The organism is Mesorhizobium sp. M6A.T.Ce.TU.002.03.1.1 (assembly GCF_003997275.1).
Lineage (GTDB): Bacteria > Pseudomonadota > Alphaproteobacteria > Rhizobiales > Rhizobiaceae > Mesorhizobium > Mesorhizobium mediterraneum.
This window is the reverse complement of record NZ_RZTI01000082.1, coordinates 1-19,865: the sequence shown is the minus strand read 5'-3', so window position 1 is coordinate 19,865 and position 19,865 is coordinate 1. Positions and strand designations below refer to the sequence as shown.

At 61.4% G+C, this 19,865-nt stretch carries 24 protein-coding genes and 1 other RNA gene; 13 read left to right on the top strand and 12 right to left on the bottom strand.

Features of this window, described 5'->3' with window-relative positions; genetic code table 11:
* Positions 1 to 8 precede the first annotated feature (8 nt).
* From EOC93_RS22065 to EOC93_RS22045, 5 genes are all read left to right on the top strand, one after another.
* Positions 9 to 356 carry a DUF6867 family protein gene (locus EOC93_RS22065; protein ID WP_126104501.1) on the top strand — a complete coding sequence of 116 codons (348 nt, stop codon included), beginning with the start codon at positions 9 to 11 and terminating at the stop codon, positions 354 to 356.
* A 139-nt stretch (positions 357 to 495) separates the two neighbouring features.
* Positions 496 to 1,614, top strand: a complete 1,119-nt coding sequence (locus EOC93_RS22060) for a branched-chain amino acid ABC transporter substrate-binding protein (RefSeq protein ID WP_095487475.1) — start codon at positions 496 to 498, stop codon at positions 1,612 to 1,614.
* A 235-nt stretch (positions 1,615 to 1,849) separates the two neighbouring features.
* Positions 1,850 to 5,308, top strand: a complete 3,459-nt coding sequence (gene pyc, locus EOC93_RS22055; protein WP_127205691.1) for a pyruvate carboxylase — start codon at positions 1,850 to 1,852, stop codon at positions 5,306 to 5,308.
* A gap of 272 nt (positions 5,309 to 5,580) precedes the next feature.
* Positions 5,581 to 5,841 carry a DUF2312 domain-containing protein gene (locus tag EOC93_RS22050; protein WP_023800031.1) on the top strand — a complete coding sequence of 87 codons (261 nt, stop codon included), beginning with the start codon at positions 5,581 to 5,583 and terminating at the stop codon, positions 5,839 to 5,841.
* Between the two features lie 51 nt (positions 5,842 to 5,892).
* Entirely contained in the window at positions 5,893 to 6,348 is a 456-nt protein-coding gene (locus EOC93_RS22045) for a hypothetical protein (RefSeq protein ID WP_127205690.1), read from the top strand.
* 22 nt (positions 6,349 to 6,370) lie between these two features.
* On the opposite strand, the gene EOC93_RS22040 is transcribed toward EOC93_RS22045, so the two are convergent.
* Complete coding sequence (locus EOC93_RS22040; protein ID WP_127205689.1) at positions 6,371 to 6,880, bottom strand: arsenate reductase ArsC; 510 nt, start codon at positions 6,878 to 6,880, stop codon at positions 6,371 to 6,373.
* Positions 6,881 to 7,096: 216 nt separating this feature from the next.
* Between EOC93_RS22040 and EOC93_RS22035 the strand changes: the two genes are divergently transcribed.
* Positions 7,097 to 7,435 (top strand): hypothetical protein, encoded by a 339-nt coding sequence (locus tag EOC93_RS22035; RefSeq protein WP_126104504.1) that lies wholly within the window; start codon positions 7,097 to 7,099, stop codon positions 7,433 to 7,435.
* Positions 7,436 to 7,465: 30 nt separating this feature from the next.
* Here EOC93_RS22035 and msrB read toward each other — a convergent pair whose 3' ends face one another.
* The 7 genes from msrB to EOC93_RS22000 all read right to left on the bottom strand — a co-directional run bounded on the left by msrB (position 7,466) and on the right by EOC93_RS22000 (position 12,056).
* Positions 7,466 to 7,870 (bottom strand): peptide-methionine (R)-S-oxide reductase MsrB, encoded by a 405-nt coding sequence (gene msrB, locus EOC93_RS22030; protein WP_095487465.1) that lies wholly within the window; start codon positions 7,868 to 7,870, stop codon positions 7,466 to 7,468.
* 108 nt (positions 7,871 to 7,978) lie between these two features.
* Positions 7,979 to 8,776 carry an MBL fold metallo-hydrolase gene (locus EOC93_RS22025; RefSeq protein WP_127205688.1) on the bottom strand — a complete coding sequence of 266 codons (798 nt, stop codon included), beginning with the start codon at positions 8,774 to 8,776 and terminating at the stop codon, positions 7,979 to 7,981.
* Positions 8,777 to 8,808: 32 nt separating this feature from the next.
* Positions 8,809 to 9,999, bottom strand: a complete 1,191-nt coding sequence (locus EOC93_RS22020; protein WP_127205687.1) for a VWA domain-containing protein — start codon at positions 9,997 to 9,999, stop codon at positions 8,809 to 8,811.
* A 9-nt stretch (positions 10,000 to 10,008) separates the two neighbouring features.
* Positions 10,009 to 10,413, bottom strand: coding sequence for a type II toxin-antitoxin system HicB family antitoxin (locus tag EOC93_RS22015; protein WP_206532261.1), 405 nt, complete (start codon positions 10,411 to 10,413; stop codon positions 10,009 to 10,011).
* Between the two features lie 9 nt (positions 10,414 to 10,422).
* Positions 10,423 to 10,617 carry a type II toxin-antitoxin system HicA family toxin gene (locus EOC93_RS22010; protein WP_126104508.1) on the bottom strand — a complete coding sequence of 65 codons (195 nt, stop codon included), beginning with the start codon at positions 10,615 to 10,617 and terminating at the stop codon, positions 10,423 to 10,425.
* Positions 10,618 to 10,679: 62 nt separating this feature from the next.
* Positions 10,680 to 11,126 (bottom strand): GNAT family N-acetyltransferase, encoded by a 447-nt coding sequence (locus tag EOC93_RS22005; RefSeq protein WP_127205686.1) that lies wholly within the window; start codon positions 11,124 to 11,126, stop codon positions 10,680 to 10,682.
* A 66-nt stretch (positions 11,127 to 11,192) separates the two neighbouring features.
* Complete coding sequence (locus tag EOC93_RS22000) at positions 11,193 to 12,056, bottom strand: LysR family transcriptional regulator (protein WP_127205685.1); 864 nt, start codon at positions 12,054 to 12,056, stop codon at positions 11,193 to 11,195.
* 141 nt (positions 12,057 to 12,197) lie between these two features.
* On the opposite strand from EOC93_RS22000, the gene EOC93_RS21995 reads away from it, so the two are divergent.
* Entirely contained in the window at positions 12,198 to 13,766 is a 1,569-nt protein-coding gene (locus EOC93_RS21995; RefSeq protein WP_127205684.1) for an MFS transporter, read from the top strand.
* Between the two features lie 59 nt (positions 13,767 to 13,825).
* Here EOC93_RS21995 and EOC93_RS21990 read toward each other — a convergent pair whose 3' ends face one another.
* Positions 13,826 to 14,665: a MoxR family ATPase gene (locus tag EOC93_RS21990; RefSeq protein ID WP_127205683.1), complete on the bottom strand. Its 840-nt coding sequence runs from the start codon at positions 14,663 to 14,665 to the stop codon at positions 13,826 to 13,828.
* A gap of 182 nt (positions 14,666 to 14,847) precedes the next feature.
* Here EOC93_RS21990 and ssrS point away from each other — a divergent pair.
* The 4 genes from ssrS to EOC93_RS21970 all read left to right on the top strand — a co-directional run bounded on the left by ssrS (position 14,848) and on the right by EOC93_RS21970 (position 17,432).
* Positions 14,848 to 15,003, top strand: a non-coding RNA gene (ssrS, locus tag EOC93_RS21985) — 6S RNA.
* Between the two features lie 97 nt (positions 15,004 to 15,100).
* Positions 15,101 to 15,688, top strand: a complete 588-nt coding sequence (locus EOC93_RS21980; protein WP_126104513.1) for a 5-formyltetrahydrofolate cyclo-ligase — start codon at positions 15,101 to 15,103, stop codon at positions 15,686 to 15,688.
* An 82-nt stretch (positions 15,689 to 15,770) separates the two neighbouring features.
* Complete coding sequence (locus tag EOC93_RS21975; RefSeq protein ID WP_127205682.1) at positions 15,771 to 16,595, top strand: YmdB family metallophosphoesterase; 825 nt, start codon at positions 15,771 to 15,773, stop codon at positions 16,593 to 16,595.
* Between the two features lie 72 nt (positions 16,596 to 16,667).
* On the top strand, positions 16,668 to 17,432 hold the full coding sequence (locus EOC93_RS21970; protein WP_095487453.1) for a TerC family protein: 765 nt from the start codon (positions 16,668 to 16,670) through the stop codon (positions 17,430 to 17,432).
* 29 nt (positions 17,433 to 17,461) lie between these two features.
* On the opposite strand, the gene EOC93_RS21965 is transcribed toward EOC93_RS21970, so the two are convergent.
* The 3 genes from EOC93_RS21965 to EOC93_RS21955 are packed head-to-tail and all read right to left on the bottom strand — an operon-like array spanning position 17,462 to position 18,819.
* Positions 17,462 to 17,929, bottom strand: coding sequence for an SRPBCC family protein (locus tag EOC93_RS21965; RefSeq protein WP_127205681.1), 468 nt, complete (start codon positions 17,927 to 17,929; stop codon positions 17,462 to 17,464).
* A 28-nt stretch (positions 17,930 to 17,957) separates the two neighbouring features.
* On the bottom strand, positions 17,958 to 18,320 hold the full coding sequence (locus EOC93_RS21960; protein ID WP_127205680.1) for a hypothetical protein: 363 nt from the start codon (positions 18,318 to 18,320) through the stop codon (positions 17,958 to 17,960).
* Positions 18,321 to 18,336: 16 nt separating this feature from the next.
* Positions 18,337 to 18,819 (bottom strand): SRPBCC domain-containing protein, encoded by a 483-nt coding sequence (locus EOC93_RS21955; RefSeq protein ID WP_127205679.1) that lies wholly within the window; start codon positions 18,817 to 18,819, stop codon positions 18,337 to 18,339.
* A 51-nt stretch (positions 18,820 to 18,870) separates the two neighbouring features.
* Between EOC93_RS21955 and EOC93_RS21950 the strand changes: the two genes are divergently transcribed.
* Together EOC93_RS21950 and EOC93_RS21945 are read left to right on the top strand one after the other, a co-directional pair.
* Positions 18,871 to 19,194, top strand: a complete 324-nt coding sequence (locus EOC93_RS21950; RefSeq protein WP_095487445.1) for a metalloregulator ArsR/SmtB family transcription factor — start codon at positions 18,871 to 18,873, stop codon at positions 19,192 to 19,194.
* 224 nt (positions 19,195 to 19,418) lie between these two features.
* Positions 19,419 to 19,865, top strand: a 447-nt coding sequence (locus EOC93_RS21945) for a YebC/PmpR family DNA-binding transcriptional regulator (protein WP_206532260.1), incomplete at its 3' end; no start/stop codon positions are given.

The following is a 19,865-nucleotide window of genomic DNA, read 5'->3' as shown; positions in this document are numbered from 1 at the left end:
TCTTCATCATGCAGGGCATTCTCTATGAGGAACCCTCGGTCTGGCAGTTCTTCTTCGTCACCTGCCTGCTTGGCGGCTGGGCGGCCTGGATGACGGGCAAGGCCTGCGCCCAGACATGGCGCAGCTTCGTCCAGTTGTTCGCTTACATGCTCGGCCTCGGCATCGCCGTAAGGTTCATCCATCACGCGCTGTTCGACGGCACGATGTTCTCGCTGCAGTACTACATCGTCGATACCATCGTCCTGATGATATTGGGCTTCATCGGCTATCAATACACGCGCACCAATCAGATGGTGACACAGTATAGCTGGCTCTACGAAAGAGCATCGCTTTTGAGTTGGAAACCAAAAGGTTGATGTTCATCATTAACGCCGTTTCGGGGATGAATCGGCGTGACAAGTGCCTGAAAATCGGCAAAGTACGTTTTCTGCGAGTAAAAGTGGGCATCGCATGAAAGCATCATCCACGCCCACTCTGTAAATGGGAGCGTTTTACATGAGAAAATCACTTTTGTCCGCCGTCGCCCTGACCGCGCTCGTCGCGTTCAGCGGAAGCGCGTGGGCTGACATCCTGGTCGGCGTCGCCGGTCCGATCACCGGTCCGAATGCCGCTTTCGGCGCGCAGCTGCAGAAGGGCGCCGAACAGGCTGTCGCCGACATCAATGCGGCCGGCGGCATCAACGGCGAGCAGATCAAGCTCACGGTCGGCGACGACGTCTCCGATCCGAAGCAGGGCATCTCGGTCGCCAACAAGTTCGTCGGCGACGGCGTCAAGTTCGTGGTCGGCCACTTCAACTCGGGCGTTTCGATCCCGGCATCGGAAGTCTACGCGGAAAACGGTATCCTCGAGATCACGCCGGCCGCGACCAATCCGAAGTTCACCGAACGCGGCATGTGGAACACGTTTCGCACCTGCGGACGTGACGACCAGCAGGGCAGCATCGCCGGCGCTTACCTCGCGTCGAACTTCAAGGATGCCAAGATCGCGGTCATCCACGACAAGACGACTTACGGTCAAGGTCTTGCCGACGAAACCAAGAAGGCGATGAACGCTGCCGGCGTGACGGAAGTCATGTACGAAGGCGTCAATGTCGGCGACAAGGACTTCTCGGCGCTGATCGCCAAGATGAAGCAAGCCGGCGTTTCCATCATCTATTGGGGTGGTCTGCACACCGAAGCCGGCCTGATCATCCGCCAGGTGGCTGACCAGGGCCTCAAGGCCACGCTGGTTTCCGGCGACGGCATCGTGTCGAACGAACTGGCCTCGATCGCGGGCGACGCGGTTGCGGGCACGCTGAACACGTTCGGCCCGGATCCGCGTCTGATCCCGGCGAACAAGGAACTCGTTGAGAAGTTCCGTGCGCAGGGCTTCGAGCCGGAGGCCTACACGCTCTACTCCTACGCCGCCATGCAGGCTATCGCGGGAGCCGCCACAGCCGCCAAGTCGAACGATCCGATGGAAGTTGCCAAGGCTCTCAAGGCGAATGGCCCGTTCAAGACGGTGCTGGGCGATCTTTCCTATGACGCGAAGGGCGATCCGACGCTGCCTGGCTACGTCATGTACGAATGGAAGAAGGGCGACGACGGCAAGTACACCTACATCCAGAAAATGTAAGCCTGTCGACGACGGCAGTTCCGGAATGCCCGGCGCTTCGCGCCGGGCATTTTTCGTTTGATGTGTTAGCCGTTGTTAAAGCGTCCTTTGCGCATTCGAGGGAAACACGCGGCGCTCAGAGCAAAAAGAATCGATTTAAATCGGTTTAATCGCCGCCCGATTTTGTTTGCGCTGCAGCATTTTCGCGTTAATCATGGCGCCAGTTTCCTTCCCGTCAGCGTCCGGAGCCTTGTCCTTGGCAATCACGAAAATCCTTGTCGCCAACCGGTCCGAAATCGCCATCCGCGTCTTCCGCGCGGCCAACGAGCTCGGCCTCAAAACCGTGGCGATCTGGGCCGAGGAGGACAAATACTCGCTGCACCGCTTCAAGGCCGACGAAAGCTACCAGGTCGGGCGCGGGCCGCATCTGACCAGGGATATGGGACCGATCGAAAGCTATCTGTCGATCGAGGAGGTGATCCGCGTCGCCAGGCTTTCGGGCGCCGATGCCATCCATCCGGGCTACGGGCTGTTGTCGGAAAGCCCCGAGTTCGCCGAAGCCTGCGCCAAGGCCGGCATCATTTTCATTGGACCCAAGCCGGATACGATGCGCAGGCTCGGCAACAAGGTCGCCGCGCGCAACCTGGCGATCGAGGTTGGCGTGCCGGTAATTCCCGCCACCGAACCGTTGCCGGACGACATGGAGGCGGTGAAGACGCTCGCCAAAACGATCGGCTATCCGGTGATGCTGAAGGCATCGTGGGGCGGCGGCGGCCGCGGCATGCGCGCCATCCGCTCGGAAACCGACCTCGCCCGCGAAGTGACGGAGGGCAAGCGCGAAGCGAAAGCCGCCTTCGGCAAGGAGGAGGTCTATCTGGAAAAGCTGATCGAGCGCGCCCGCCATGTCGAGGTGCAGGTGCTGGGCGACACACACGGCAATGCCGTGCACCTGTTCGAGCGCGATTGTTCCATCCAGCGCCGCAACCAGAAGGTGGTCGAGCGCGCGCCGGCGCCGTACCTCGAAATGTCGCTGCGCGAAGAGCTTTGCGATTACGCGCTGAAGATCGCCCGCGAGACGAGCTATGTCGGGGCCGGCACCGTCGAGTTCCTGCAGGATGCCGACACCGGCAAATTCTACTTCATCGAGGTCAATCCGCGTATCCAGGTGGAGCACACCGTCACCGAGCAGGTGACCGGCATCGACATCGTCAAGGCGCAGATTCACATCCTCGATGGTTTCGCCATCGGTACGCCGGAATCGGGCGTGCCAGCGCAGAAGGATATCAGGCTCAACGGCCACGCGCTGCAGTGCCGCATCACCACGGAAGATCCCGAGCACAATTTCATTCCCGACTATGGCCGCATCACCGCCTATCGCGGCGCCACCGGTTTCGGCATCCGCCTCGACGGCGGCACCGCCTATTCGGGCGCGGTCATCACCCGTTTTTATGACCCGCTGCTGGAGAAGGTGACTGCTTGGGCACCGACGCCGGCCGAGACCATCGCCCGCATGAACCGGGCTCTGCGCGAGTTCCGTATTCGCGGCGTGGCGACCAATCTCACCTTCCTCGAGGCGATCATCAATCACCCGAGTTTCGCCGACAATTCCTACACGACCAAGTTCATCGACACGACGCCGGAGCTGTTCGCGAGCGTGAAGCGGCAGGACCGCGCGACCAAGCTGCTCAATTATCTGGCCGATGTCAGCGTCAACGGCCATCCCGAGACGCGCGGCCGGCCGCAGCCGAAGGCCGACGCGGCGGCACCCATGGTGCCCTACCTCAATGGCAATGTGCCTGATGGCAGCAAGCAGAAGCTCGACGCGCTTGGGCCGGAGAAATTCGCGGCCTGGATGCGCGCGCAGAAAGAGGTGCTGGTTACCGACACGACGATGCGCGACGGGCACCAATCCTTGCTCGCGACGCGCGTGCGCACCTATGACATCGCCGGCATTGCCGGCACCTATGCGCGCGCGCTGCCGCAGCTTTTGTCGCTCGAATGCTGGGGCGGGGCGACGTTCGACGTCGCCATGCGCTTCCTCACCGAAGACCCGTGGGAGCGGCTGTCGCTGGTGCGCGAGGCAGCGCCCAATTTGTTGCTGCAAATGCTTTTGCGCGGCGCCAACGGCGTCGGCTACACCAACTATCCCGACAATGTGGTCCAGCATTTCGTCAAACAGGCCGCCGCCGGCGGCATCGACCTGTTCCGCGTCTTCGACTGTTTGAACTGGGTCGACAACATGCGTGTCGCCATGGACGCGGTCGGCGCCGAGGGCAAGCTGATCGAAGCGGCGATCTGCTACACCGGCGACATACTCGACCCGGCGCGAGCCAAATACGACCTCAAATACTATGTCGCGCTGACCAGGGAGTTGCAGGCGGCCGGCGCCCATATCATCGCGGTCAAGGACATGGCCGGGCTCTTGAAGCCGACGGCGGCGCGCGCACTGTTCAAGGCGCTGCGCGAGGCGACCGATCTGCCGATCCACTTCCACACGCACGACACGTCAGGCCTGTCGGCGGCGACGGTGCTGGCGGCGGTGGACAGCGGTGTCGACGCCATTGACGCGGCGATGGACTCCTTATCGGGCAACACCTCGCAGCCTTGCCTGGGCTCGATCGTCGAGGCGCTGAAGGGCACCGAGCGAGATCCGGGCCTCGACCCGCAATGGATTAGGAACATCTCGTTCTACTGGGAGGCGGTGCGCAACCAGTATGCAGCCTTCGAGAGCGACCTGAAGGGGCCGGCCTCGGAAGTCTACCTGCACGAAATGCCAGGCGGGCAATTCACCAATCTCAAGGAACAGGCGCGCTCGCTCGGGCTGGAGACGCGCTGGCACGAAGTGGCGCAGACCTATCACGACGTCAATCTGATGTTCGGTGACATCGTCAAGGTGACGCCGTCGTCCAAGGTTGTCGGCGACATGGCGCTGATGATGGTAAGTCAGGACCTGACGGTCGCCGATGTCGAAAATCCAGCCAGGGATATCGCCTTCCCGGATTCGGTCGTGTCGATGCTGCGCGGCGATCTCGGCCAGTCGCCCGGCGGCTGGCCGGAGGCGCTGCAGAAGAAGGTGCTGAAGGGCGGTAAGCCGATCACTGTGCGACCTGGCTCGCTGTTGAAAGCAGCCAATCTCAAGGCCAGCCGCAAGGAGATCGAGGAGAAGCTCGAGCGCAAGCTTAGCGAATTCGAATTCGCCTCGTGGCTGATGTACCCGAAGGTTTTTTCCGACTTTGCCGCAGCCCAGGAAACCTACGGGCCGGTCAGCGTGCTGCCGACGCCGACCTATTTCTACGGCATGAAGCCGGAAGACGAGATCTTTGTCGACATCGAGAAAGGCAAGACTCTGGTGGTGCGCTGCCTGGCCATCGGCGATGTCGACGAGAAAGGCATGGTCACCGTGTTCTTCGAGCTCAACGGCCAGCCGCGCCGGATCAAAGTGCCGGATCGCGCGCATGGTGCTTCCGCCGCCAAGGCGCGGCGCAAGGCCGAGCCGGGTAACGAGGCGCATGTCGGCGCGCCGATGCCGGGCGTGGTCTCGGCACTTGCCGTCGCCGCCGGCCAGGCGGTCAAGGCCGGCGACGTGCTGCTGTCGATCGAGGCGATGAAGATGGAGACGGCATTGCATGCCGAGCGTGACGGCACAATCGCCGAAGTGCTGGTGAAGGCCGGCGACCAGATCGACGCCAAGGATCTGCTGATCGCATTCGGGTAAGGTGCGTTGATATTCAGGTGATGCCGGCCTGCAAACGCCAGCTGCCTGCGCTTCCGGTGCTCACGTACTTAAGTACGCTCCGCTCCGGTTCTCGGCAGCCACCGTTTTCGGCTCGGCCTGACCTGAATCTCAACACACCTTGGGGTGTGCCTAACCCTTCATGCCGCATCGATAACAGCTTGACCGGTCGCCCCCGGTCGGGCATCGAACCGCTGCAAATTCGCCGCGACACGTTCCTGAGTCGCGGCATGGAAAACGACGCGGAGAAAAAAATGGCCGACGACATCACCGAGACCAGCCAGACTGTTGCCGCCGGCCAGCTGCGTGCCTTCATCGAGCGCATCGAGCGGCTCGAAGAAGAGAAGAAGACGATCGCCGACGACATCAAGGAAGTGTTCGCCGAGGCCAAGGGCACCGGCTTCGACACCAAGGCGATGCGGTCGATCATCCGTCTGCGCAAGAAGGACCAGGCCGAGCGGCAGGAGGAGGAAACCATCCTCGACCTCTACAAAGCCGCGCTCGGCATGGTGTAAGGCTGGTAACAGCCCTGGGCGCCGGTTGCGGCACCCTCAATGGGTCGAAGCATGAGCGAATTCGACTTTGGCGTCCGCCGCGCCTCTGAATTCCGCCAACGCGGCTTCTGGACGCTGTTCGCGGAACGGCATCCGGAAGAAAGGGCGCTGATGGCGCGGCGCGGACCCTGGTTCTGGCAGCGCGGGCTGCCCGACTTCGCGTTGGTCCTTTCCATGTATGTCGCGCCGGCGCAGAACCATGTCGGCGTCTTCTTCGGCCGCAACGAGAAGTTCGGTGCCACGGAAGCCTGGTCGCGGTTGAAGCCGTTCCAGCCGGCGATCGAAGACAGGTTGAAGCTCAGGCCGGAACAGAGTTGCGAGGGCCTCGGCATCAATTCGCTGTGGCGGGTGAACTGCTTTGCCGAGGACAATTGGCCCGCCATGGCCGACTGGCTGGTGACGGAAGCATCGCGTTTCGAGCGCGCCGTTGCCGGGGTTCTGGGCGAGGGTGGCGAAGCCGGTTCGTGAATTCGCGTCGCAGCCGCTTGAGCTAGTTCGGCTTCGGCGTGTCGCGGCCGATCTGTTCGAGATGGTGTTGCAGCGCCAGATGGTCGAGCGCATCCATCGGCAGATTGGTGAACAGCGAGATGCGGTTGTTGAGCATGCGATAGGCATCGGCAAAGGCAAGGTGCAGCTCGGCCTCGGTGCCGTCTGCCTTGGCTGGGTCCGGTATCGACCAGAGCGCGGTCATCGGATGACCCGGCCAGATCGGACATGATTCATTCGCGGTGCTGTCGCAAAGCGTGAAGATGAAGTTCATTTCCGGCGCGTCGGGTTCGGCAAACTCGTCCCAGCCTTTCGAACGGGCGAAGCTCGTATCGTAGTTGAGGCTTTCGAGCAGCTGCAGTGCGTAGGGATTGACCTTGCCCTTCGGCTGCGAGCCGGCGGAAAAGGCCTTGAACCTGCCGGCACCGAGCCGATTGAGGATGGCTTCTCCCATGATGGAGCGCGCTGAATTGGCGTTGCAAAGAAACAGCACGTTGTAGACATTATCGCTCATCTGAAGACCTCCTTGGCAGGCGACTGGATGATGGGGGCGGCAGATTCCGGCAATTTATCTCTGCCAAGATGCCGGCAAGGGCGACGTAGAAAGGTTTCACGACCGTTTGATGACAATCTGTCAAATCATATGCTTGCGTGCCGATGATCGACTTGCGTTGACAGGCTTGCTGCGTTCGACATTTCTGCGGCTGTCGAAAGAGAGAAGGCCGCGCCTATGAGTGCTCCCTTCGAAGGCGAAGGCGGTGAGGCAAGCCGCGCTCTGGGCTTCTTCCGCTCGCGCTGGCAAGGCACGGCCCCGCTCGATCGGCTGTTCTGGCGCGATCTTGTCCTTGTCGGCACGGCGATCAACATCGCAGTGTCGGTGCTGGCGCTGATCTTGCTCGGGCTAAAGCTGCCGCTCGCTCTCGTTCTGGCGGTGCATTTCGCGCCGGTGCCGTACAACTTCTTTCTGACTTTTGCGGTGTGGCGGACCGCCGAGAAATCCCCCAGCATCAAGGCTTCGCTGATGACGCTGGGGGCTGTGCTGTGGCTGATACTGGTGGTGGTGGTCTGACAGGACAGTGCTGCCAACGTCGAATTCCAGTCAGGCAGCCGGCTCGAATTTCAGCGCGACGCCATTGATGCAATAGCGCAGGCCGGTCGGGGGCGGACCGTCCTCGAAGACGTGGCCGAGATGGCTGCCGCAGCGAGCGCAGTGGCATTCTGTGCGGACCATGCCGTAGCTGCGGTCGACGGTCGTCTCGACCGAACCGGGCACCGGGTCGTTGAAGCTCGGCCAGCCGGTGCCGCTCTCGAATTTCAGCTTGGACTCGAACAAGGGCTGGTCGCAGCCGACACAGGAAAAGGTGCCGGCGCGCTTCTCGTGGAGCAAGGCGCAACTGCCTGGCCGCTCGGTGCCGTGGTTGCGCATCACCGCATATTGCTCTGGCGACAGGCGCGCGCGCCATTCGGCATCGGTACGGGTGACTGGGTAGGTATGGCTATCCATCTTTTTGCCTCTTAGCTCATGCCGCTGTTTGGGTTGCCTTCCCAAGTTCGCCTAAAATAGGCATTCGTTACGGCGTTTGCCCATATTTTCGATGCCGCGAAGAATTCCTCAGGCGATCGCCGCGAGATACCGCGCAACCGACGCTGCAAATGCCGCCTTTGCGTCTCCGAGGACGTTCTGGTTCCACCATGCGCCATAGATATGGTCGAACGCGAAAGGCTCCAGCGCGGCCTTGATGCCGAGCACTTTCGCCGCATTGAGCGGGATGTAGTTCGGGTAGCTGTACATGAAGCTGACATGGCGGCGCGTAGGCGTCACCTGCAAGATGTCGCCGGCCAGGATGGCGTCGCCGCCGTCGCGCTTCCAGTGCAGCACCTGGCCGCCGGAAAAGTGGCCGCCGCAACGGATAAGTGTCAGCGAGGGGTTTAGGGCGCGCGTCTCGCCTTCCCAACTGATAACAGCCGGATGCGGCCGCATGATCCACTTGCGATCATCGGCGTGCAGGTAGATCGGCACGCCGCCAAACGCTTCGCTCCACTCGACCATTGCCGAATAATAATGGCAGTGCGAAATGGCGATCGCGGTCAGGCCGCCCCGTCGGTTGATTTCGGCCACGGCCTCGTCATTGACCATCGAGATGCAGTCCCACAGCACATTGCCGTGCGGCGTTTGCGCCAGCAGCGCCCGCTGACCGATGGCGAAGCGCGGCTCGATGCCGAAGGCGAGCACGCCGGCGTCGTCTTTCATCACGATCCGATGCCCGGCAGCGAGTTCCTCCGGCGTGATCCAGGCCTGGCCCTCCCAGCGCACATATTGCCGCTCGTCCTCGCAGATCGGGCAATGGTCCGGCGGCGCGGCTGTTGCCGCGAATTGGACGCCACACTGCAGGCAAAGGAAACAGGTCATCGGCCTTCCTGTCTTGCGTTCCGAAAATCCACTCAGTGCTTCCTTGAAAGCTGTTTCGTCGCGGCTTCGAGCCCGGCGAGCGTCAGCGGAAACATGCGGCCGCCGAAGATATCGCGGATCATGGCGATCGAATGAGTATAGCCCCAGTGTTTCTCATTTTCCGGGTTGAGCCATACCGCGTTTGGCCATTGCTGCAGCAGGCGGTTGAGCCAGACGACGCCGGCTTCCGGATTCCAATGCTCGACCGAGCCGCCGGGATGCGCGATCTCATAGGGGCTCATCGAGGCATCGCCGACGACGATCACCTTGTAGTCCGGGCCGTATTTGTGGAGGAGGTCGAAGGTCGGGATCACCTCCGCATGGCGGCGGCGATTGTCCTTCCAAACGCCTTCGTAAAGGCAGTTGTGGAAGTAAAAGTATTCGAGCTGGCGGAATTCGGCGCGGGCAGCCGAAAACAGCTCTTCGACGCTTTTGATGTGGTCGTCCATCGAGCCGCCGACATCGAAGAACATCAGCAGCTTCACGGCATTGCGCCGCTCGGGCCGTGTTTGCACGTCGAGATAGCCATGTTCGGCCGTGGCGTGGATGGTGCCGGGCAGGTCGAACTCCTCCTCGGCGCCTTCGCGCACCCAGCGGCGCAAGCGCTTCAGCGCGATCTTTATATTGCGGGTGCCGAGCTCGACGGCATCGTCGAAATTCCTGAATTCGCGCTTGTCCCAGACTTTCACCGCGCGGCGGTTGCGGCTCTCATGCTGGCCGATGCGAACGCCTTCGGGATTGTAGCCATAGGCCCCGAAGGGCGATGTCCCGCCGGTGCCGATCCATTTCGAGCCGCCCTGATGCCGGCCCTTCTGTTCCTCAAGCCGTTTTTTCAGCGTTTCCATCAGCTTTTCGAAACCACCCATCGCCTCGATCAGCTTTTTTTCTTCATCGGTCAGGTGCTTTTCGGCAAGCCGCCGCAGCCATTCCTCCGGAATGTTCTCGACGTCGACCGCGTTTTCGCCAGCCAGCGCTTCGACCCCCTTGAAGATATGCGAAAAGACTTGGTCGAAACGGTCGATGTGGCGCTCGTCCTTCACCAGTGCCGAGCGGGCGAGATAGTAAAAACCCTCGACGTCATAGTCGACCAGCCCCGCCTCCAGCCCTTCCAGCAGCGACAGATATTCCCGAAGCGAGACCGGAACACGCGCTGCCTTCAGTTCGAGGAAGAAGGGAATGAACATCGTACGACTTTATCTGTGATCTTCAATCTTCTCCCGTGCGGCGCTGGCGATGAAAGCGGAACGCGTGAGGCCGCGTCGGCTCGCTTCGGCATCGATTGCCGCCAAAAGGCCTGCGTCGAGCGACAGATTGGCCCGGACAGGCCGGCCGGAATCGATCAGCACGGGGATCATCACGGCAGATTCGCCGGCAGCGCTATCGATTTCGCCCAGTCGGAGCAGATCTGCCACCGTGCGCGCGGCGGGCAAGAGCAAGTGCTTCGCCATTCGTGCCTCGGCCCATTCGCGAACGGCGGAAGTCGCATCGGCTATCGCCTCCTCGGGACTTGCGCCACCGCCGTGACACCCGGGAAGATCGGGCACCCGCACCCCCCAGACATCATCTGCGCCGTCAAGAATTCCGACATAGTGCATCATGATTCGTCCCTAAATCCATCCAGCAAGCCGGGCGATCGACCGCGCGACACCCAGAGATTGTTCGCGATGCCGCGGCACGATGATCATGATCTCCGGCCTCTCCGGATGCTCATACTTCTCATGCTTGCCGCCGCCTACGTTCACCCAGCCATCGCGTAAAAGCCTCGTGACGATCTTGCGTGTGTTGGTCTCGATCAGTGGCACGGGCAGTCCTGATCATGCGCAATATATTGCGCAAGAGCAGTTATTTCAATCGTCGGCAGCCATCACATCAAATCATACTCGATGAAGCCCGTGCGCCGCGCCACGTAGTCGTAGAGCTTGCGCGCGGTGGTGTTGGTCTCGTGGGTCATCCAGTAGACGTTCTTGACGCCGATCTTGCCGGCTTCCTGCTTCACCGCCTCGATCAGGGCGGCGCCGACGCCCTTGCCGCGCACATCCGGGTCGGCGAACAGGTCCTGGAGATAGCAGTTGTTTACCTGGGACCAGCAGGAGCGATGGTAGAGATAGTGCGTCAAGCCGACCGCCTTGCCGTCGAGGGTGGCGATGAAACCTTTCGGCTCGAACTCGCTTGCCGTGAACAGGCGCTTCCAGGTGAGGGCGTAGACGTCCTCCGGCAGCTTGGTTTCGTAAAAGGTGAGGTAGGCGGTCCACAGACGCTGCCAGTCGGCATGGTCGGATTGTGCAAGTGGGCGGACGGTGATCTCGGTCATTTCATTTCCCTCTAAGGTCTGCAACCCGATCCATCCCAATAGAATCGGCATCACGAATATCTTTGCCTATCCCGCCGGCAAATTATACTCGCGAAAAGCGGTCGCGAGCATGCGCAGCGCCTCTCGTGCCCGCGGCGCCAAAGCGTGCGAGTGCAAAACGATCTCCGAAGATGGAATTGGCGGCAAGCCGAGTTTGCGGCCCACGTCGACCAAGCCGGGGGGAACGACACGGTGGGCGAGGGCGGAAATGGCGAAGCCGGCCGATACCGCGATGTTGACGGCCGCGCCGCCACCGCCCACGAAAGCCTCACTCCAGGCGATGCCTGCCCTATCCAGCGCCTCGACCGCCCTCAGGCGGTCCGGGCAGTTGCATACGGTGCTTAAAAGAGCCAGGCGCAATGGCGTTCCGGGCCGCCATTCGAAGGCAGGGGCCGCGAACCAGCCATAGTGGGTGCGCGACAAGGCTTCGCCGCGTCGGATGTCATCTTCCTGGTGCACGATCACAGCGTCGAGCTCGCCGCGATCGAAAGCTCCTTCCAGCATGGAGCTGGTGTCGATCCTTATGTTGAGCGCGAGCGACGGATCATGGGCATGAAGCTGGGCTATCAGTGTGGAAAGCTTAGGCCCCGCGACATGATCGACAAAGCCGAGAGCAAGCCGACACGGCGCTGCGGAAAACTCCGCGACGGCGCGTTCATGGGCGGCAAGGAATTCACGGGCCGCGGGAAGGAAGACCGCTCCCCTTGCGGATAGAGCCACACGGCGCGGGGTCCGTTCGATCAAACGCGCGCCGAGCTTTTCTTCGAGCCGGCGCAGCTTGACGCTGATCGTCGCCTGGGTGCTCCCCATCGCGGCAGCCGCCCGGGTGAAGCTCTGCAGGTCGGCCACCATGACGAAGGTGCGCACGGCGTCGACATCAAGGCTGGTCATCGCGATCATTCCATTTTGTCATTTCTGAAATAGAAACGCATAGCCTTTTTTCATAGTCAAGCCTCGTCTATGTCATGTCGGCCACAGTTTAAGGGCGCCGCTCGCAGCCCCTTTTGAATGCTCCGATGGAAAGTGATCGATATGACGTTTCAAATTGACCGAAACACCGTTGCGCTCGCGGGCGCCTGCCTTGCCTCGTTGCTGTTCGGCCTTGAAATCTCCAGTGTGCCGGTGATCCTTCCGAAACTGGAAAGCGTGCTCGCCGCCGACTTCAAGGATCTGCAATGGATCATGAACGCCTACACCATTGCCTGCACCACTGTGTTGATGGCGACGGGGACATTGGCCGACCGTTTCGGCCGCAAACGCGTGATGGTGATCACCACCGTCGCCTTCGGCTTCGCCTCTCTGCTATGCGGCCTCGCACCGAGCGCTCCACTTCTGATTGTCGCGCGCTTCCTGCAAGGCCTTGCGGGGGGCGCGATGTTCACTTGCAGTGTGGCGGTGCTGTCCCACCAGTTCCAAGACGGCAGTCAACGCGGCAAGGCCTTCGTAGCCTGGAGTGTCGTCTCGGGCATCGGGCTTGGTTTTGGTCCCGCCATTGGCGGATTGATCGTAACGCTGTCGAGCTGGCAGTGGGTGTTCCTCATCCATGTGCCACTCGCCATCCTTGCCTTGGTCTTCATCGGTGCCGGTGTCACCGAATCATTCGATCGAAACGCCCAGAAGCTTGACCGGGCCGGTATCCTCACGCTCTCGTTTGCGGTGTTCGGCCTCTCCTATCTGATCACGCAAGGGGCTGATCTCGGCTCTGGCGCCCGCATCGGCGTGGCAAGCGCGGCCGTGCTGGCTTTCATCGCGTTCCTTGTTGCCGAAAAGATCAACCCCTATCCGATGTTCGATTTCTCGGTGTTCCGCATCCGCCAATTTTCGGGAGCGATCATGGGCGGCATTGGCATGAATTTCAGCTACTGGCCGTTCATCATCTATCTGCCGATCTATTTTTCGGGAGTGCTCGGCTACGACAGCACCACGACCGGCCTGTTGCTGCTCGTCTACACGCTTCCCCTGATGCTGATGTCCTCGATCGCCGAGCGCTTGCGCGCCCGCTATCAGGCGCGGGTGGCAATCCCGCTCGGGTTGCTGACATTGGGGATCGGTTTCATCGCCATGTGGATAGGTTCCGGGCTCGACGGAGCCAACTGGCTGACCATGCTGCCCGGCACGCTGATTGCCGGCATCGGCATCGGCCTGACCAATTCGCCAACCACCAACACCACGACCGGCTCAGTGTCGCCGGATCGTGCCGGCATGGCTTCGGGCATCGATATCAGCGCGCGCTTGATCACGCTCGCCATCAATATCGCGGTGCTGGGCTTGCTGTTGACGCAGGGGATCGTTTCTTATCTGCGCGACGCATTGGGCACGGCCTTGGATCCCAATGAACTGCGCGCGCTGGCGGAGAAGATCGCCGCCGGAAATCTCGATGGCCTGTCGCAATACTCGCCCAAGCTCGCGACACTCGATCCGTCCGGCGCCATCGCGCATGCCGCTTTGGTCAACGGTTTTGGCTGGGTCATGCTCTATAGCGGGATCGGCGTTCTTGCTCTTGCCGTCATCAGCTTCTTCATCTTCGGCCCCAAAAATGTCGCGCTGCAGGAGGCAAGAGGCCATCATACTGCTCACAGCGCAGGCGAAGCCCGCTCGTAGCGACGGCCTCCCAGCTCGGCGTCAGAGGCCGAGTTCCTGCGGCCCAGGATGACCGCCTCTCACCCCTGCCGTCTCGCCATGAAGGCCAGTCGCTCGAACAGATGCACGTCCTGTTCGTTCTTCAAAAGCGCACCATGCAATTTCGGCAGCGCGTTCTTCGGGTCGGCGCGCAAATCCTCAGGCGCGATGTCGTCGGCGACCAAGAGCCTGATCCAGTCCAATGCCTCGGAGGTCGACGGCTTCTTCTTCAGGCCCGGCACGTCGCGGATCTCGTAGAACTGGGTGAGCGCGGCACGCACCAGGTTCTGCTTGATGCCGGGATAGTGCACGTCGACGATCCTATGCAGCGTGTCGACGTCGGGAAAGCGGATATAGTGGAAGAAGCAGCGACGCAGGAAGGCGTCCGGCAGTTCCTTCTCGTTGTTGGAGGTGATGATGACGATCGGCCTGACTTCGGCGCGGATCGTTTCGCCAGTCTCGTAGACGAAGAACTCCATCCTATCGAGTTCCTGCAACAAATCGTTGGGGAACTCGATATCGGCCTTGTCGATCTCGTCGATCAGAAGCACCACCTTATTGGCCGTTGCGAAGGCATCCCACAGCTTGCCGCGCTTGATATAATTCCTGATGTCGTTGAAGCGCTCGTCGCCGAGCTGGCTGTCGCGCAGCCGCGAGACAGCGTCATACTCGTAGAGGCCCTGCTGCGCCCTTGTCGTCGACTTGACGTGCCATTCGATCAGCTCGAGGCCGAGCGCTGCCGCCACTTGCCTCGCCAGCTCGGTCTTGCCGGTGCCGGGCTCGCCCTTGACCAGCAATGGCCGCTCCAGCGCGATTGCCGCATTGACCGCCACCATCAGGTCCTTGTCGGCGACATAGGCCGCCGTGCCTTCGAAACGCATTCTTGCTCCTCGGTTTTTCATAGCAACCGTAAGGAGACGGTCCAGCCTGTGCAAGGCGCAGCAGCGAGGGCACGGTGAAACCTCATGCCGCGCAGCTCCCAGGCGGGTCTTTGTGACGAATTAAGCCGCGGAGCATGGCCGTCTCTCTGGCGCTTGGCCGATCGCCAGCCTATATTGGTTGTGACGGTCTGCGCTTCCCGGCAGGAGAACATTTTCCCCGGGGCCTTAATGATCCCTAGGGAGCTGTCCCTGGGAAGACCCGTGGGTTTTCTCATACGGCGCCCACCTACTTTGTAGGTTCCCGGGATCGCTCTCTCCACCGGTTGTGTGGATCGTCACTCGACGCAAAAGATCCACTCAAATTCGGTGGATCATGCGGTGGAAAACGTCGCTCCTAAAACTCCAATCAGATCCGACCTTTTCTACCTTGGCCCCATGACTTCTCCAAAAGAACTGAAAAGACATCTCCGCAAGGAAGCACTCGGACGCCGCGACGCGCTCGATCCGTTCTGGCGTGTGGAGGCAGCGCTCGAAATGGCCGAGACGGCGCGGGACAGCATTGCGATAGAGCCTGGCCAGATCGTCTCCGGCTTCTGGCCGATGCGCTCGGAAGTCGACGTCCGGCCGCTGATGTTTGCCTTGCGCGAAAACGGGGCACGGCTTTGCCTGCCTGCCATTCTCGACAAGACCACCATCGTCTTTCGCGAACTGGTGCGTGGGGCGCCGATGGTCGATATGGGGTTCGGCACCGTCGGGCCGCATGAGGAGGCCGAGGTGCTTGATCCCCAGGTGATGCTGGTGCCGCTCGCGGCTTTCGACGCGCGCGGCCACCGCATCGGCTACGGCGCCGGTTATTACGACCGCGCGATCGCGCGGCTGGTCGACAAGGGGCAGCCGCCCCGGCTGATCGGGATTGCTTTCGACTGCCAGGAGGTGGCGCTGGTGCCGGACGAGCCGCACGACATGGTCATCCCGGAAATACTCACCGAGAACGGGTTGCGCCAGTTCGCGCCGAAATTGTAGATAAGTTCCTGGACGCATGGTCTTTTCCGAAAGTCATGCAGCTTTTGTGCTTCGCTGACCTTTGGTTCGGGATCATGTTTAGATGAGACTTCTCTTCCTCGGCGATATGGTCGGCAAGACCGGGCGCACGGCAGTGTGGGAACAACTGCCCGGCCTGATCTCAGATTTCAAACTCGACTTCGTCATCGTCAATGGTGAGAACGCCGCCGGCGGCTTCGGCATCACCGAAGAGATCTTTCGCGAGACGATCTCGGCGGGCGCCGATGTCGTCACCACCGGCAATCATGTCTGGGACCAGCGCGACGCGCTGGTTTTCGCGCCGCGCGAGGAGCGCTTCCTGCGTCCGTCCAATTTCCCCAAGGGCGCGCCGGGCCGCGGCTCCGGCGTCTACATCGCCAGGAATGGCGCGCGCGTTCTGGTCACCAACATCATGGGCCGGGTGTTCATGCATCCCGAACTCGACGACCCGTTTCAGGCAGGTGAGCGCGAGCTTGCCGCCTGTCCGCTCGGCGAGCAGGCCGACGCGGTGGTCATCGATTTCCATGCCGAGGCGACGTCTGAAAAAATGTGCTTTGCGCATTTCGTCGACGGCCGTGCCAGTCTCGTCGTCGGCACCCACACGCACCAGCCGACCGGCGACCACCATATCCTCAATGGCGGCACCGGCTATATCTCCGACGCCGGCATGTGCGGCGACTATGATTCCTCGCTTGGCATGGATAAGGAGGAGCCGCTCAACCGGTTTCTGTCAAAGGTGCCGAAAGGGCGCTTCGAGGCGGCGACCGGCCCGGCGACATTGTGCGGCGTCGGCGTCGACATTTCGGATCGCAGCGGCCTGACCGAGCGGATTGCGCCGTTTCGCCGCGGGCCGCGGCTGGAGGAAACCGCACCATCCTTCTGGTCATGACATTGATATAAGCGATGTAATACCTAACTGCCGGCTACGCCTGCTTCAGATCGTAAAGAGGGGACGACCTCCATGCAGCTCATCGAATTCCTGGCGCCACATTTCGCCTTTGTCTCCGATCCGACCGCGTGGGTCGCGTTGCTGACGCTGATCGTGCTGGAGGTCGTGCTCGGCATCGACAATCTGATCTTCATCTCGATCCTCACCAACAAATTGCCGGAGGCACAAAGGGCCCGCGCCCGGCGGCTCGGCATTTCTGCCGCGCTGATCATGCGGCTGGTACTGCTTGCCACCATCTCGATCATCGTCCAGTTGACGGCGCCGGTATTCACCGCTTTCGGCCATGGTTTTTCCTGGCGCGACCTGATCCTGATCGCTGGCGGCCTGTTCCTCGTCTGGAAGGCGACCAAGGAGATCCACCACACGGTCGATCTCGAGGATCATCAGGACACGATGATGGGCCAGACGCTGCAGCTTTCACTGGCCGGCGCGATTTTCCAGATCCTGCTGCTCGACCTCGTCTTCTCGATCGATTCGATCATCACCGCGGTCGGCATGACCGACGAGATTGCCATCATGTACATCGCCGTCATCGTGGCGGTCACCGTGATGATGCTGGCGGCCGGGCCGCTCGCCGACTTCATCGCCAAGAACCCCAGCATCGTCATGCTGGCGCTCAGCTTCCTTCTGATGATCGGCATGACGCTGATCGCCGACGGCATGGGCTTCCATGTGCCCAAGGGCTACATCTACGCCGCCATGGGTTTTTCCGCCCTTGTCGAGGGTCTCAACATGCTGGCGCGACGCCGGAGGAAGGCAAAGGCTGGCGGGCACTGAGATCGGGCGCTTAGGGACGCCGGTGCGTTTTAACTCGCAGGCACGCCTTTCGGGTGACGGTCGCCGATCAGGCCAAGCGTCAGGCCTTGCTCCAGCCACGCCTTGGCGCCGGCGAGCACCAACGCGAAGCCACCGGTCGAGCCGATCGCCTGCTTGACCTGCTCGTCGGCACTGCCGGCAAAGCCGAAATTGCGAACTTCGACGAAGGTCGTGCCGCCGGGCATCTCGGTAAAGGTCCAGACCACCGTGGTCGGCGGATCGCTCCATTGCATGACGATCTTTTCGTTCCTGACGAATTCGCTGACCGTGACCGGCGTCGAGACGCCGTACATGCGCCATTCCCAGCGAACCTCCTTGCCGCTGTCCAGCCTGCCGCTGCCATGAGTGAACCAGAATTTCGTCGTGATCGCCGGATCGACGATGGCTTCGAACATTTCTGCGACCGGCCGCCGGATCAGCATGCCGGCTTCGGCGGTCGGTGTCTCACGGATTTCCATATCGTCCTCCTTTCCGAACAGGCCTCCGTCACCAGGCGTCGGGTTCGCGCACCATGTGAACGATGTTGGCCGGATTGGTGATCCAACCGCCACGAAAACCCTCACCCAGCGCCTCAATGGCGTCGCAGCGCACGATACCGGCCTTGGCGAGATGATCGGCTGCGGCCGGAAAATCGTCGGTGAACAACTCCAGCCAGATCTCCGCCTGGCTCAGCATCGGCGCTTCGTCGATCCATAGGCGATTGGGGCCGAGTTCGAAGCCGATAGCCGGCGCCTTGGCCGCGAACGGCTTCAGGCCGACGACGTCCCGGTAGAAGGCGATCGTGTCCTGGTACTGGTGTGGCGGCACTTTCATGGCGATGTTGATGCCGCCGGTGATTTTCGCAGGCATTCTTTCCTCAGTCTTCTCAGATATTGTCTTCGCTGGCCGGTTCACCCTTCATCTCGCTGCGGTAGTAGCCGTCGCGCAGGTTGATGCCGTATTCGACATAGGCCTTCATGCAGGCCAGCATCTGCGACCAACCCTCGCAATTGAGATAGGATTTCTTCAGGCCGACCGCGTCCTCGTGCCAGCCGTTCTCGGCGATGGTGACGAAGGTGCCGCCATCATCCAGCGGCTCGAAATTCATCTCGATGCGCGTCTTGTAAGCCGGCTTGCCGTCGGCGTCGGTGGCGTCCCAGCGCAGCACGATGCGGCTGTCTTTTTCCACCTGGTCGACCTCGACCGGGACCTTGCCCCACCAGACGACGCCGGCGCCTGCCACCAGCGGCGCGCTGGCGCCGCCGATCGTGGTGAAATAGCCGCTGAGCTTGGTCGGATTGACGACTGCGTCGAAGACCTCGGCGACCGGTTTGCCGATGCGGCCCGAAACTCTGAATCCAAGAGACATATCCACAGCTCCTTCCTTGATCAGGCCGATATTATGTTATAAAAATATAACATGTCAAGCAAAGCGCAGGACGACAATGTTTTCAAGGCGCTGGCGCATCCGCGCCGGCGTGCGCTGCTGGACGAGCTGAAGGACGCGCCGCGGACCACCGGCATGCTGTGCGATGCCTTTCCAGACATGGACCGCTGCACCGTCATGCTGCATCTGAAAGTGCTGGAAGAAGCCGACCTAGTCGTGGCGCGGCGCGAGGGCCGCGAACGCTGGAACCATCTCAACGCGCTGCCGATCAAGCAGATCCACGACCGCTGGATCAGCCAATACGCCACGCACGCGATCAGCATTCTCGACCGGCTGAAATCCGATCTAGAAGAATGAATGGCCGCAGGAATGCAGCTGGCGGGCGCTTTGCGCACCGCGCTTACGGCGCGGCTGGACGAATTGAGCCGATTTATCTATAAGCCGGCCATTCCGAGATAGAGCGCCGTACGTCCATCCGGACGCACCAGGGACGTTCTGAAATTTTGAATTCGAGCATTTTGGCAAAAGGCGAGGTGACACCTCGCTGCAGGATGCTCTGCCAAGAAGACGACAGGGGTGCCATGGCTGGCCATTCACAGTTCAAGAACATTATGCACCGCAAGGGCCGCCAGGACGCGGTGCGGTCGAAAATGTTTTCCAAGCTGGCGCGCGAAATAACCGTCGCCGCCAAGAGCGGCACGCCGGATCCGTCGATGAACCCGCGCCTGCGCTTGGCCGTGCAGAATGCCAAGGCGGTGTCGATGCCGAAAGACAATATCCAGCGCGCCATCAACAAGGCATCGATGGGCGACGCCGAGACTTACGAAGCCGTGCGCTACGAAGGCTACGGACCCGGTGGCGTCGCGCTCATCGTCGAGGCGCTGACTGACAACCGCAATCGCTCGGCGTCGAATGTGCGCGCCGCCTTCACCAAGGCCGGCGGGGCGATGGGGGAAACCGGCTCGGTGTCGTTCATGTGGGACCGTGTCGGCGAGATCTTCTATCCGGCGTCAGTCGGCAGCGCCGAG

What these genes read in the sequence shown, in the direction of transcription:
- EOC93_RS22065 (WP_126104501.1), top strand. Translation starts at nt 9, where the DNA reads ATGCAGGGCATTCTCTATGAGGAACCCTCGGTCTGGCAGTTCTTCTTC.
- EOC93_RS22060 (WP_095487475.1), top strand. Translation starts at nt 496, where the DNA reads ATGAGAAAATCACTTTTGTCCGCCGTCGCCCTGACCGCGCTCGTCGCG.
- EOC93_RS22050 (WP_023800031.1), top strand. Translation starts at nt 5,581, where the DNA reads ATGGCCGACGACATCACCGAGACCAGCCAGACTGTTGCCGCCGGCCAG.
- EOC93_RS22045 (WP_127205690.1), top strand. Translation starts at nt 5,893, where the DNA reads ATGAGCGAATTCGACTTTGGCGTCCGCCGCGCCTCTGAATTCCGCCAA.
- EOC93_RS22040 (WP_127205689.1), bottom strand. Translation starts at nt 6,880, where the DNA reads ATGAGCGATAATGTCTACAACGTGCTGTTTCTTTGCAACGCCAATTCA.
- EOC93_RS22035 (WP_126104504.1), top strand. Translation starts at nt 7,097, where the DNA reads ATGAGTGCTCCCTTCGAAGGCGAAGGCGGTGAGGCAAGCCGCGCTCTG.
- msrB (WP_095487465.1), bottom strand. Translation starts at nt 7,870, where the DNA reads ATGGATAGCCATACCTACCCAGTCACCCGTACCGATGCCGAATGGCGC.
- EOC93_RS22025 (WP_127205688.1), bottom strand. Translation starts at nt 8,776, where the DNA reads ATGACCTGTTTCCTTTGCCTGCAGTGTGGCGTCCAATTCGCGGCAACA.
- EOC93_RS22020 (WP_127205687.1), bottom strand. Translation starts at nt 9,999, where the DNA reads ATGTTCATTCCCTTCTTCCTCGAACTGAAGGCAGCGCGTGTTCCGGTC.
- EOC93_RS22015 (WP_206532261.1), bottom strand. Translation starts at nt 10,413, where the DNA reads ATGATGCACTATGTCGGAATTCTTGACGGCGCAGATGATGTCTGGGGG.
- EOC93_RS22005 (WP_127205686.1), bottom strand. Translation starts at nt 11,126, where the DNA reads ATGACCGAGATCACCGTCCGCCCACTTGCACAATCCGACCATGCCGAC.
- EOC93_RS22000 (WP_127205685.1), bottom strand. Translation starts at nt 12,056, where the DNA reads ATGACCAGCCTTGATGTCGACGCCGTGCGCACCTTCGTCATGGTGGCC.
- EOC93_RS21995 (WP_127205684.1), top strand. Translation starts at nt 12,198, where the DNA reads ATGACGTTTCAAATTGACCGAAACACCGTTGCGCTCGCGGGCGCCTGC.
- EOC93_RS21990 (WP_127205683.1), bottom strand. Translation starts at nt 14,665, where the DNA reads ATGCGTTTCGAAGGCACGGCGGCCTATGTCGCCGACAAGGACCTGATG.
- EOC93_RS21980 (WP_126104513.1), top strand. Translation starts at nt 15,101, where the DNA reads ATGACTTCTCCAAAAGAACTGAAAAGACATCTCCGCAAGGAAGCACTC.
- EOC93_RS21975 (WP_127205682.1), top strand. Translation starts at nt 15,771, where the DNA reads ATGAGACTTCTCTTCCTCGGCGATATGGTCGGCAAGACCGGGCGCACG.
- EOC93_RS21970 (WP_095487453.1), top strand. Translation starts at nt 16,668, where the DNA reads ATGCAGCTCATCGAATTCCTGGCGCCACATTTCGCCTTTGTCTCCGAT.
- EOC93_RS21965 (WP_127205681.1), bottom strand. Translation starts at nt 17,929, where the DNA reads ATGGAAATCCGTGAGACACCGACCGCCGAAGCCGGCATGCTGATCCGG.
- EOC93_RS21960 (WP_127205680.1), bottom strand. Translation starts at nt 18,320, where the DNA reads ATGCCTGCGAAAATCACCGGCGGCATCAACATCGCCATGAAAGTGCCG.
- EOC93_RS21955 (WP_127205679.1), bottom strand. Translation starts at nt 18,819, where the DNA reads ATGTCTCTTGGATTCAGAGTTTCGGGCCGCATCGGCAAACCGGTCGCC.
- EOC93_RS21950 (WP_095487445.1), top strand. Translation starts at nt 18,871, where the DNA reads ATGTCAAGCAAAGCGCAGGACGACAATGTTTTCAAGGCGCTGGCGCAT.